The sequence below is a fragment of the Bacteroides sp. DH3716P genome, from assembly GCF_025914115.1.
GTDB classification, from domain to species: Bacteria; Bacteroidota; Bacteroidia; order Bacteroidales; family Bacteroidaceae; genus Bacteroides; species Bacteroides ovatus.
The window spans coordinates 5,651,834-5,664,139 of the sequence record NZ_CP083673.1; the positions used below are offsets into that span (position 1 = coordinate 5,651,834).

9 protein-coding genes and 1 pseudogene are annotated in these 12,306 nt (G+C 46.6%); 8 read left to right on the forward strand and 2 right to left on the reverse strand.

The features are described from left to right. Positions 1–45: 45 nt before the first annotated feature. The 3 genes and pseudogenes from KQP79_RS21620 to KQP79_RS21630 form a co-directional block, all read left to right on the forward strand. Positions 46–231 (forward strand): annotated as a pseudogene (locus KQP79_RS21620) (hypothetical protein); the annotation flags it as partial. A 23-nt stretch (positions 232–254) separates the two neighbouring features. Continuing rightward, on the forward strand, positions 255–929 hold the full coding sequence (locus tag KQP79_RS21625) for an ABC transporter ATP-binding protein (RefSeq protein WP_004295738.1): 675 nt from the start codon (positions 255–257) through the stop codon (positions 927–929). Positions 930–947: 18 nt separating this feature from the next. Then, a complete protein-coding gene (locus KQP79_RS21630) occupies positions 948–3,266 on the forward strand; it encodes an ABC transporter permease (RefSeq protein WP_004295739.1) in 2,319 nt (772 codons plus the stop codon). Positions 3,267–3,305: 39 nt separating this feature from the next. Here KQP79_RS21630 and KQP79_RS21635 read toward each other — a convergent pair whose 3' ends face one another. After that, a complete protein-coding gene (locus tag KQP79_RS21635; RefSeq protein ID WP_004295740.1) occupies positions 3,306–4,670 on the reverse strand; it encodes an MATE family efflux transporter in 1,365 nt (454 codons plus the stop codon). Between the two features lie 150 nt (positions 4,671–4,820). On the opposite strand from KQP79_RS21635, the gene KQP79_RS21640 reads away from it, so the two are divergent. From KQP79_RS21640 to KQP79_RS21650, 3 genes are all read left to right on the forward strand, one after another. Next, positions 4,821–5,468: an HAD family hydrolase gene (locus KQP79_RS21640; protein ID WP_004295741.1), complete on the forward strand. Its 648-nt coding sequence runs from the start codon at positions 4,821–4,823 to the stop codon at positions 5,466–5,468. Between the two features lie 245 nt (positions 5,469–5,713). After that, complete coding sequence (gene panB / locus KQP79_RS21645; protein WP_004295743.1) at positions 5,714–6,535, forward strand: 3-methyl-2-oxobutanoate hydroxymethyltransferase; 822 nt, start codon at positions 5,714–5,716, stop codon at positions 6,533–6,535. 9 nt (positions 6,536–6,544) lie between these two features. Continuing rightward, on the forward strand, positions 6,545–7,702 hold the full coding sequence (locus KQP79_RS21650; RefSeq protein WP_004308817.1) for an MFS transporter: 1,158 nt from the start codon (positions 6,545–6,547) through the stop codon (positions 7,700–7,702). 14 nt (positions 7,703–7,716) lie between these two features. Here KQP79_RS21650 and KQP79_RS21655 read toward each other — a convergent pair whose 3' ends face one another. After that, on the reverse strand, positions 7,717–9,936 hold the full coding sequence (locus tag KQP79_RS21655; protein WP_004308819.1) for a RelA/SpoT family protein: 2,220 nt from the start codon (positions 9,934–9,936) through the stop codon (positions 7,717–7,719). Between the two features lie 106 nt (positions 9,937–10,042). Here KQP79_RS21655 and KQP79_RS21660 point away from each other — a divergent pair, with 106 nt between their 5' ends. Both KQP79_RS21660 and KQP79_RS21665 read left to right on the forward strand, forming a co-directional pair. After that, positions 10,043–11,560 (forward strand): DUF4301 family protein, encoded by a 1,518-nt coding sequence (locus tag KQP79_RS21660; protein WP_004295746.1) that lies wholly within the window; start codon positions 10,043–10,045, stop codon positions 11,558–11,560. Between the two features lie 101 nt (positions 11,561–11,661). Then, positions 11,662–12,285: a chloramphenicol acetyltransferase gene (locus tag KQP79_RS21665; RefSeq protein WP_004295747.1), complete on the forward strand. Its 624-nt coding sequence runs from the start codon at positions 11,662–11,664 to the stop codon at positions 12,283–12,285. Positions 12,286–12,306: the final 21 nt, after the last annotated feature.

Sequence of the window (12,306 nt, forward strand, 5' to 3'; positions counted from 1 at the left end):
TACACAAGGAGTATCGTCGGCAGCGTCAGATGTGTATAAGAGACAGGTGTAGCGGCATCATGGTACGTCAATGATATGTGGATGGATATGTTTGCCGAGCACGTGCCTGTCAGTTGGGCGGCGTATGTACTGATAGCGATTGTAAATCTTCTCGTTATCGTAGCCTGCGTACTTTGGAAATCGTGGCGGATTGCCAATGAAAATCCGGTGAATAGCCTTAAAAGTGAATAATTAAAAACATAAATAAAAAGAGTATGATTGAAATAAACAACATCAGTAAAGTATTCCGTACTTCCGAAGTAGAGACAGTTGCCTTGAATCACGTAAACCTTGAAGTAAAAGAGGGAGAGTTTGTAGCCATTATGGGCCCCTCCGGTTGTGGTAAATCCACTTTGTTGAATATTCTGGGTTTGCTCGATAACCCCACCGAAGGTTCCTACCGCTTGATGGGTGAAGAAGTGGGCGGATTGAAAGAGAAAGAACGTACCCATGTGCGTAAGGGCAAACTCGGATTCGTATTCCAGAGCTTTAACCTGATCGACGAGCTGAATGTTTACGAGAATGTAGAACTTCCTCTGACATACCTGGGCTTTAAAGCATCCGAACGCCGCCGCATGGTAGAAGACATTCTGAAACGGATGAACATCAGCCATCGTGCCAAACACTTTCCGCAACAACTTTCCGGTGGTCAGCAACAACGTGTCGCCATTGCCCGTGCCGTAGTGACCAACCCGAAACTGATTCTCGCCGATGAGCCGACCGGTAACCTCGACTCAAAGAATGGGGCAGAAGTGATGAACCTGTTGACCGAACTGAATAAAGAAGGAACAACCATCATCATGGTGACACACTCACAACACGACGCATCCTTTGCCCATCGTACAGTTCATTTGTTCGACGGCAGCCTGGTAGCCAGTGTGATAGCATAAACCAGATCAGAAGCAAGTATGAGACAAATCTATTATAGCATACGTACATTACTGCATGAGCGTACTTTGAATATCGTAAGAGTGCTCTCCCTTTCTTTAGGACTAACAGTTGGCATCTTGCTTTTCTCGCAAATAGCTTTTGAGATGAGCTATGAGAAATGTTACCCGGAAGCGGAGAATCTGATAATGGCGAGAATAGCGGCACAGAATATGACGACCGGCGAAGTGCAGGGTGATGACGGAATGAATTATGACTATACCGTCTGTGATCCGGTAGCTTTTACCTTGGCGCAGGATATGCCTGAAGAAATAGAATCAGCCACCTGTGTACTTCCTTCCCAGTTTTATCATATTTATAAGGAAGACAAACTGCTGTCAAAAGCAAATTACATGATGGTCGACACCTGTTTCTTTGAAACGATGGGTATACCCGTACTAAAAGGGAACGCGAAAGATCTCATCATCTCGAATAGCATATTTGTATCAGAACATTTTGCCCGTGAAACATTCGGTAGCGCAGACCCTATTGGGAAAACCCTTTCGGCCGACAAGCAGTTGGAGCTCACAATTCGCGGCGTCTATAAAGACATACCCGAAAATTCGATGCTCTCCCGTGACTTTGTGATTACCATCCACCGCGATGGTCGCTATGCGAGTGGTAACGGTTGGAATGGGAATGATATCTTTTATGCCTTTGCACGCTTGCGTCATGCGTCGGATATAGACAAGGTGAACAGCAAAATTCAACAAGTAATGGCAAAATACAGCCCCTTGCAATGGGATGACTGGAAGTTGGAATACAGCGTTGTTCCTCTTTCGAAACGCCATCTGGATTCTGCCGATACCCAGAAACGTTTGATGATATTCGGCTTCCTCGGCTTTTCAGTGTTTTTTGTAGCCATCATGAATTATATGTTGATTTCAATAGCCACTATCAGTCGTCGTGCAAAAAGCGTAGGAGTGCATAAATGCAGTGGAGCCAGTTCCGGAAACATCTTTGGCATGTTTCTGGCAGAAACCGGAGTATTGGTTCTACTATCCGTCCTGTTTAGCTTCCTGTTGATAATCAACATGGGCGAATTGATCGAAGACCTGTTGGGAACCAGCCTTGCCTCACTGTTTGCCTGGGACATCATTTGGATACCCTTGCTCACTGTAGTAGTCCTTTTCCTCCTGGCAGGAGGCATACCGGGAAAACTGTTCTCACGTATTCCCGTCACGCAGGTATTCCGGCACTATACGGATGGAAAAAGAGGATGGAAACGTTCATTACTATTTGTCCAGTTCACGGGTACCTCCTTTGTACTCGGATTATTGCTGGTTACCCTGTTACAATATTCTCACCTGATGAATGGAGATATGGGAATCAAGATTCCGGGACTGGTAGAAGCCGAAACCTGGATGTCCGGCGAAACAGTAGAACATGTAAAAGACGAGTTGCTCCGCCAACCGATGGTGGACGGGGTATCGGCATCCACACACAGCGTACTGGGAGAATATTGGACACGTGGATTGATTGGTAACGACGGCAAACGCATTGCCACCCTTAATTTCAATATGTGCGACTATGATTATCCGAATGTGATGGGAATCAGAATAACAGAAGGCACTACCATCAAGAAAAAAGGCGATCTATTGGTAAATAAAGAACTCGTTCGTTTGATGAAATGGACCGATGGTGCCGTAGGAAAATCAGTGAGTGGGGTAGAAGGTACCATCGTGGGAGTGTTTGATGATATTCGTAATAGAAGTTTCTATTCCAGTCAGTCTCCTATCGTATTGATTGCCGATAAAGAATCGGCCAATCACACCATCAATGTTCGTCTAAAAGAACCCTATGACGAGAACCTGAAACGCTTGAACGAATGTGTGGCAAAAACATTCCCGAATGTAGCCCTGAACTTCAATTCAGTAGACAGCATGATTCGCGAAGGCTATAAGAGCGTATACCGTTTCCGTAACGCAGTCTGGATTTCGTCCTGCTTCATCCTGCTTATTGTCATCACGGGATTGATTGGCTATGTGAATGGAGAAACTCAACGCCGCAGCAAGGAAATAGCCATACGCAAAGTGAATGGGGCAGAGGCCTCCGGCATCCTGAAACTATTGATATACGACATTCTGAATATCTCCGTAATCTCTGTGCTGATAGGTACTGCCGCTTCCTATTTTACAGGCCAAATATGGTTGGAACAGTTTAGCGAACGAATTGATATGGATCTGTTACTTTTTATAGGAATAGCCCTGCTGGTACTATTGGTTATCGTGGCTTGCGTGGTAGTGAAAGCCTGGCACGTTGCCAATGAAAACCCCGTAAAGAGCATCAAAGCAGAATAAAGAATAAAAACCAACAGGCGGAGTAAAGCAGTTAATGCTTTATTCCGCTACCGTTTCCGGATGTTGTTTAGACACTTTCTTAATGTAAATCATCAGACTGACAACCGCCGTAATAAACGCCAATGCATCCGATACCGGCATACTAATCCAGATACCTTCCAATCCCCACCAGTTGGGAAAGAGCAGCAAGCAAGGCAAAAGATAAAGCAACTGTCGCGTCAGCGAAAGGAAAATACTTATTTTAGCCTTCCCGATACTTTGGAAGAAGTTACCAATCACAATCTGCGCCCCTACAAACGGGAACATCAATACAGCCAGCCGGATACCGTCTACGGCCAAATCAATCAATTCATCGCTATCCGTGAAAAGAGCCGATACGGCATGAGGGAAGAACTCGCAGATAATAAACCCGCTACTGGTAATCACGACCCCGGAGATAATCCCCAGTCGCAATGTCTGTTTCACACGGTCTATCTTCTGTGCTCCGAAGTTATACCCCACAATAGGCTGCATACCCATCGTCAGACCTAACACAATCATCACATAAAGCGTCAGCAAACGGTTAATAATCCCATAAGCACCAATCGCCATATCGCCCCCGTAATTTTGCAGACTGTTATTGATGATAATCACAATGGCACACGCACACACATTCATCAGGAAAGGAGACATACCGATGGCGAAGATACTCTCCACAATCCTCCGTTTCATCTTCCAGATATTCCCCTCAAAATGCACCGTACTGTCTTTCTTGACAAAATGGCTCACCACCCACACCATACCGATCAACTGTGAAATCACCGTTGCCGTAGCAGCTCCCCTCATTCCCCATTCAAAGTGGAAAATAAAGATAGGAGCGAGGATAATGTTCGCTACCACCGTCACCATCGAAGTCAACATCGCCTTTTTCGGGTATCCGGTAGCACGCATCACGTTGTTCAACCCAATCATCGTATAAGTGATAGGAGTACCCAATAAGATCACCTGCATAAAGCTCCGCGCATAAGGAAGCGTCTCGCTACTGGCCCCGAAGAAAACCAATATATCATCCAGGAAGATGAAAGACAAAATACCAAAGAAGAACGAATTAGTGATACAGAGCATCAACGTGTGTGACAAGATTTCCGTAGCCCCCTTCATGTCCTTTTGCCCCAGACGGATAGACGCCAGCGTAGAACCGCCCGCCGATACCAATGTACAGAAAGCCACCACCAGATTCATCAGCGGAAAGCTGATGGCTAGTCCGGCAATCGCCATTGGGCCTACACCATGTCCGATGAAGATACTATCAATAATATTATAGATAGAAGTAATCGTCATTCCGATAATTGCAGGAATGGAATATTGTAACAGCAATTTGCCGATACTTTCTTTGCCTAAGATATGTGGGTCGTTCTTGCTCATGCGCTAGTAGATTTTGTTGGATAAAAACGTATGTTACGTTTTTTTTAGCTTTGCAAAGGTACGAATTATTTGCCTGATTCGATGATTATTCGGAACTTTGCAACGACGGATACACAAGGTTTAACGTTTAGGTAAAAAGAAAGTTTATATATGAATACAACGAAAACGATTGCGGCACTCTTCGATTTTGATGGTGTCATTATGGATACAGAAACGCAGTACACAGTCTTCTGGGACGAGCAGGGACGGAAATATCTGAATGAAGAAGATTTCGGCCGCCGTATTAAGGGACAGACATTATTGCAAATCTATGAAAAGTATTTCTCGGACCAACCCGAAGCCCAGCTTGAAATAAGCGCCGAACTCTACGTTTACGAGCAAAAGATGTCCTACGAATACATCCCCGGAGTAGAAGCCTTTATAGCCGATCTTCGCCGTAACGGTGCAAAGATAGCCGTAGTCACCAGCTCCAACGAAGAGAAGATGGCTAACGTCTACAATGCCCACCCCGAATTTAAAGGAATGGTAGACCGCATCCTGACCGGAGAGATGTTTGCCCGTTCCAAACCGGCTCCCGACTGCTTCCTGCTCGGGATGGAAATCTTTGAAGCCACCCCCGAAAACACCTACGTCTTTGAAGATTCTTTCCACGGCCTGCAAGCCGGAATGACTTCCGGGGCAACAGTGATCGGACTTGCCACCACCAATACACGTGAAGCCATCACTGGCAAAGCACATTATATAATAGACGACTTCACCGGCATGACCTACGACAAGCTCCTGATCCTGCATCGTTAAGAGAAAGAATAAATCCGAAACGCATTATTGCACTTGATAAATCGCTTCCTTATATTGTTAAGGAGCTTTTATTATACCTCACAGAATCCTTCCAACCGCCTCCCCAGCTATCCAAGCGAGGTGTTTGAAAGGATTTTTTGCATTTCCTTCTCTGTTATGAATTAAATGTTATAACTTTGCCGCGATTTTTGAAGGCGCTTGACGTCGTTTTAATTTTTAATCATTAATTTTTAATTTAAAAAGACATGGCTGGTTATATATCAGATGACTCAAGAAAGGTGACTACTCATCGCCTGGTTGAAATGAAACAGAGAGGTGAAAAAATATCTATGCTGACTGCTTATGATTACACAATGGCACAGATTGTAGACGGTGCGGGAATGGACGTAATCCTGGTAGGCGACTCCGCTTCCAATGTAATGGCAGGTAATGTGACAACACTTCCTATCACACTCGACCAAATGATCTATCATGCCAAATCCGTGGTACGCGGCGTGAAACGTGCGATGGTAGTGGTTGATATGCCTTTCGGATCCTATCAGGGCAACGAGATGGAAGGACTTGCTTCTGCCATCCGTATCATGAAAGAAAGCCACGCTGACGCTTTGAAGCTCGAAGGTGGTGAAGAAATCATAGACACGGTGAGACGCATCGTATGTGCTGGCATTCCGGTAATGGGACATCTGGGACTCATGCCTCAATCCATCAATAAATACGGCACCTATACCGTGCGTGCCAAAGACGACGCCGAAGCCGAAAAACTGATTCGCGACGCCCATCTATTAGAAGAAGCAGGCTGTTTTGCCATTGTACTCGAAAAGATTCCCGCAACCCTTGCCGAACGCGTAGCATCCGAACTGACCATACCTATTATCGGTATCGGTGCCGGTGGCCACGTAGACGGTCAAGTATTGGTGATTCAGGACATGCTTGGCATGAACAACGGATTCCGTCCGCGTTTCTTGCGTCGTTATGCTGACTTGTACACGGTGATGACCGATGCCATCAGCCGTTACGTTTCTGACGTGAAGAATTGCTACTTCCCCAACGAGAAGGAACAATATTAAATATAGTATATGGCAGTTAAATTGTGGACAGTTCATTTTATGCGGATATGTGTAGCTAATTTGCTGTTGTTTATATCCTTGTATGTGTTATTTCCGGTGCTTTCCGTAGAGATGGCCGACCGTCTCGGAGTGCCGGCTGCACAGACAGGAGTAATCTTTCTCTTTTTCACCTTGGGGATGTTCCTCATCGGTCCTTTCCATGCCTATCTGGTAGATGCATACAAGCGTAAGTACGTCTGTATGTTTGCTGCTGCCCTGATGGTAGTGGCGACCATCGGATACGCCTTTGTTACCAACCTCACAGAACTGATTCTGTTGGGCACCGTGCAAGGGCTTGCCTTTGGCATAGGCACAACAGCCGGCATCACATTGGCCATCGACATCACCAACTCCACACTGCGCAGTGCGGGAAACGTCAGTTTCTCCTGGATGGCACGTATGGGAATGATCGCAGGCATTATCCTCGGAGTATGGCTTTATCAAAGCCAATCCTTCCAAACCCTGCTCACTGTATCTGTCATAACCGGAGCTGTCGGAATCCTCATGTTATCAGGAGTCTACGTACCTTTCCGTGCGCCGATTGTCACCAAACTCTATTCCTTCGACCGCTTCCTATTGCTTCGTGGATGGGTTCCTGCCATCAATCTGATCCTGATAACCTTCATTCCGGGACTGCTGGTTCCCATGGTACACCCTTTCCTAAACGATTTCGTACTCGGAAACACAGGAATCCCCGTACCGTTCTTTGTAGGAACAGCCCTCGGATACATCGTTTCCCTGTTCTTTGCACGTCTGTTTTTCCTGAAAGAGAAAACACTGCGACTGGTCATTATAGGACTCGGATTGGAAATCGTAGCCATGTCCCTACTGAATACAGACATCTCCATAGGCATTTCCTCCGTACTCTTAGGACTGGGCTTAGGCTTTATCCTGCCGGAATTTCTGGTGATGTTCGTAAAGCTATCCCACCATTGCCAACGCGGAACAGCCAACACCACCCATCTGCTGGCAACCGAAATCGGCATTTCCCTGGGAATCGCTACCGCCTGCTACATGGAATTGGATACAGATAAGATGCTACATACCGGACAGATAGTAGCATCCATTGCTTTACTCTTCTTTGCATTGATTACCTATCCTTATTATATAAAGAAGAAAGTAAGATAGGAGAGTAGCCGGAATTAATTCCGGCTAACTTGTTTTACTCCCTTTATAGTACGTAATTTCTTGATAAGAGCCTCCAAACGTCCCGTATCACCCACCATGACCGTCAGTGTTCCGGAGAACAAACCGTCGTTCGAGTCAATACCGATGGAGCGCAGCGTGATACCATTCTCTTTGGATATAATAGAAGTGATATTAGTCACGATACCAATATCATCATGCCCTACAACCCGCAGCGTGATAGGATATTGCGTACCTACCGATTTCCCCGCCCAACGAGCCTTCACAATACGATAACCGAAACGTTCGCGCATCTGATTGGCATTCGGACAGTCCGCCCGGTGTATCTTGATACCACCGCTTACCGTAACGAAACCAAACACATCATCCCCGTAAATCGGATTACAACATTTAGCCAACTTGAATTCCAACCCTTTCAGATTCTGATCGATTACCAGAACATCTTCCTTAGACGTCGTTTCCTCTTGTTGCGCAGCCTGCAAGTTATACCCTTCGGCACTGCGATACACAATTTCATCGTGCGTATCACTGTCCCGCTTCTGTTGCTCCACATACTTATCCAGAATCTCGTTAACGTCCAGTCCACCGTCGGCAATCCGCTGATAAAACTCCGTCACATTCTTGAAGCCCAAACGCTTGATGAGGCGCATCATGGTCGCTTCATCATATTCCAACTTACGATTCTTGAATTTCCGTTCCAGCGTCTCCTTGGCAAAAGCGTGCTGGCGTGCCACCATCTCTTTGAGAGCCTGCCTTATCTTGGTGCGCGCTTTGGAAGTCGTCACGATGTTCAGCCAGTCCTGCTTCGGCGTCTGGGTGTTTGAAGTCATGATCTCCACTTGGTCGCCGCTGTTCAGTTTCTGTTTGAGCTGCACATTCTTGCCGTTCACTTTCGCGCCGATACACTTGCATCCCAACTTACTATGGATATGGAAAGCAAAATCCAATACCGTAGCCCCTTTGGCGAGCTTGAACAAATCCCCCTTGGGCGTGAAGACAAACACTTCATCCTCGTAGAGATCCATCTTAAACTGATCCATCACTTTCAGTGAATCGTTGTCTGCATTCTCCAACGCCTCCCGCACAGAAGTCAACCACTCGTCCAGACCCGTTTCACCCTTGATACCTTTATATCTCCAGTGAGCAGCCAATCCGCGTTCCGCGATCTCGTCCATGCGGCGGGTACGTATCTGCACTTCCACCCATTTCCCTTCCGGGCCCATCACAGTGATGTGCAACGACTCGTAACCATTGCTTTTCGGGATAGAGAGCCAGTCGCGCAGACGCTTCGGGTTCGGCTGGTACATATCCGTAACAATCGAATAAACCTGCCAGCATTCCTGCTTCTCCTTAGCCGGGTCCGGCTCCGAATCGAGGATGATACGGATGGCGAACAAGTCATAAATCCCCTCAAAAGACGTTTTCTGCTTCTGAATCTTGTTCCATATCGAATGAATCGACTTGGTACGCCCCTTGATGTCGAACTTCAATCCTGCTTCCGACACCTTCCTCTGGATCGGTTCGATAAAAGCAGCGATATACTTGTCGCGGGACGCCTTCGTCTCGTTCAGCTTATCCTTGATAAAATAGTACGTTTCCTTCTGCGTATATTTGAGAGACAAATCTTCCAGTTCCGATTTCAGCTTGTACAATCCCAGCTTATGTGCCAGCGGAGCATACAGGTAAGCAGCCTCGTTCGCCACTTTGAGCCGGTCCTCCTCGTTGCCCGTGTCCTTGATTTGGCGCATCACATTCACACGATCCGCAATCATAATCAGGATTACACGCATATCCTCCGCAAAAGAAAGCAGCAGATTACGGAAGTTTTCCGACTCGATAGCCGGACTCTTCGCATACAGCTCGTTCGTTTTCACCAATCCCTTGATGATACTTGCTACGTCATCCCCATATTCGGCGTTCACCTCGTCGATAGACAATACATGCCCCTTCACGATTTCGTGCAACATGATACCGATCAGGCACGAACCTTTCATACCGATTTCCTCGGCAACGATCACTGCCGTTTGTAAATCTCTGATGACGGGATTCATCCCGAAGTTATTGCGTTGCAGACCGTTACACTGGGCCGCTTTGATAAGATGTCTCTTTAACTTTAGGCAATCCTTCCAGGAAATGCTATCTCCTGCAGATTGCAACAAATGCCGGTAGAGTGAAAAAAGCTCCTTTTTTTCCTCTGATGTAAAAAAGTCGTCCATATTCAATCTTGTTAATTCGATGTAAAATTAGTTTTTTTCCCGGTTATTCGGCAAGAAGTAAATAACATTTTGTATTTTTGGGCATCAATTAATAAAATTAGATATTATGATAACGACACAGGACAAAGAGTTGCTTGCCAAGAAAGGCATCACGGAAGAGCAAATTGTAGAACAATTAGCATGCTTCCAGACGGGTTTCCCCTTTTTGAAGCTGGATGCGGCAGCCTCCATCGAAAAGGGAATATTAGCTCCCGATGCAGAAGAACAGAAGGCTTATTTGGCCGCCTGGGATGCATATACCAACACAGATAAGACTGTTGTGAAGTTCGTGCCCGCCTCCGGTGCAGCGAGTCGTATGTTCAAGAACCTGTTCGAGTTCCTGTCTGCCGACTATGACCGGCCAACTACCAAGTTCGAACAGACATTCTTCGACGGAATCAAGAATTTTGCTTTCTATGATGACCTGAATGTAGCCTGCCAGCGTATCGACGGAAAAGATATTCCCGGACTGATCGAAGACGGCAACTATAAAGCAGTGGTATCCGCCCTGCTCGAAACAGCCGGACTGAATTACGGCGCACTACCGAAAGGTCTGCTCAAATTCCATAAGTATCCCGAAGGTTCACGCACGCCGATGGAAGAACATCTCGCCGAAGGAGCCTTGTATGCTGCCGGAAAGAGCGGTAAAGTAAACGTGCACTTCACGGTATCTACCGAACACCGTGAACTCTTCAAGAAGCTGGTAGCCGAAAAGGTAGACGAATTTTCCAAACGCTATGGAGTAGACTATTACATCACCTTCTCCGAACAAAAGCCGAGTACCGACACGATTGCCGCCGACATGGACAACCAACCTTTCCGTGACAACGGCAAACTGCTGTTCCGTCCCGGTGGCCACGGCGCACTGATCGAGAACCTGAACGACCTCGATGCAGACATTATCTTCATCAAGAACATCGACAACGTAGTGCCCGACAGACTGAAAGCCGACACCGTTACTTATAAGAAACTGATTGCCGGAGTGCTCGTGACTTTGCAAGAACAAGTATTCGAATACCTTACCCTGCTCGACAGCGGTAAATACACCCACGACCAGATGATGGAAATGCTTCAATTCCTGCAAAAGAAACTCTTCTGCAAGAATCCGGAGACGAAAGACCTCGAAGATTCCGTACTCGCCATCTACCTGAAAAACAAGTTCAACCGCCCGATGCGCGTCTGCGGAATGGTGAAGAACGTAGGCGAACCCGGTGGCGGCCCGTTCCTTGCTTACAACAGCGACGGAACCATCTCCCTGCAAATCCTCGAAAGCTCACAGATCGACATGGACGATCCGGAAAAGAAAGAAATGTTCGAGAAAGGCACACACTTCAATCCGGTAGACCTCGTATGCGCCGTGCGCGATTATAAAGGACATAAGTTCGACCTGGTGAAGTATGTAGATAAAGCAACAGGCTTCATCTCCTACAAATCGAAGAACGGCAAAGACCTGAAAGCTCTCGAACTTCCCGGCTTGTGGAACGGAGCGATGAGCGACTGGAATACCGTCTTTGTAGAAGTGCCACTTTCCACTTTCAACCCGGTAAAAACAGTGAACGACTTGTTGCGTGAGCAACATCAGTAAAGAGTCTGAATTTAGAAACGCAGATTACCGCAAAGGAAATAGGCTAAATCTGCGATAATTTGCGTTAATCTGCGTTTCTCAAATAAAAAAGAGTGTTTAGAATGAATCAGATAGAGAAGATCATCGATATTGCTACTTGGAACAGAAGAGAACATTACGAACATTTCAGTGCTTTTGACGATCCGTTTTTCGGAGTGACCGTTCAGGTAGACTGTACGCGCGCATATCAGGAAGCCAAAACCAAAGGCATATCCTTTTCCCTGTTAGTCCTCCACCGGATAACGACTGCCGCTGCTGCGGTAGAAGAATTCCGTTATCGCATCGAAGGCGATAAGGTGGTGTGCTATGACAGCCTTCTGCCCGAAGCCACCGTAGGCCGTGACGACCATACCTTTTCTTTTGCCGCCTTTGAATACGATCCGGACGAACTCGTTTTTATCCGTCGGGCAAAGGCAGAAATGGAACGTTTGCAAGTCACTACGGGACTCAACAAAGGAGGCACTTTCCATCCCAATGCCATTCATTATTCGGCAGTGCCGTGGCTCTCATTCACCGACATGAAGCACCCCACCAATATGCGTTCGGGCGACAGTGTTCCCAAAATCTCCACCGGAAAGTACTTCCGTGATGGAGAAAGACTGATGATGCCCGTTTCCGTAACCTGCCATCATGGGTTGATGGACGGCTATCATGTGGCACAGTTTATTGAGAAGCTCCATTTGTAACTTCCGTTCTGAAAAGACAAA

Excerpts from the sequence above, each read along its gene's own strand:
- KQP79_RS21625 (WP_004295738.1), top strand. The coding sequence starts at position 255 with ATGATTGAAATAAACAACATCAGTAAAGTATTCCGTACTTCCGAAGTA.
- KQP79_RS21630 (WP_004295739.1), top strand. The coding sequence starts at position 948 with ATGAGACAAATCTATTATAGCATACGTACATTACTGCATGAGCGTACT.
- KQP79_RS21635 (WP_004295740.1), bottom strand. The coding sequence starts at position 4,670 with ATGAGCAAGAACGACCCACATATCTTAGGCAAAGAAAGTATCGGCAAA.
- KQP79_RS21640 (WP_004295741.1), top strand. The coding sequence starts at position 4,821 with ATGAATACAACGAAAACGATTGCGGCACTCTTCGATTTTGATGGTGTC.
- panB (WP_004295743.1), top strand. The coding sequence starts at position 5,714 with ATGGCTGGTTATATATCAGATGACTCAAGAAAGGTGACTACTCATCGC.
- KQP79_RS21650 (WP_004308817.1), top strand. The coding sequence starts at position 6,545 with ATGGCAGTTAAATTGTGGACAGTTCATTTTATGCGGATATGTGTAGCT.
- KQP79_RS21655 (WP_004308819.1), bottom strand. The coding sequence starts at position 9,936 with ATGGACGACTTTTTTACATCAGAGGAAAAAAAGGAGCTTTTTTCACTC.
- KQP79_RS21660 (WP_004295746.1), top strand. The coding sequence starts at position 10,043 with ATGATAACGACACAGGACAAAGAGTTGCTTGCCAAGAAAGGCATCACG.
- KQP79_RS21665 (WP_004295747.1), top strand. The coding sequence starts at position 11,662 with ATGAATCAGATAGAGAAGATCATCGATATTGCTACTTGGAACAGAAGA.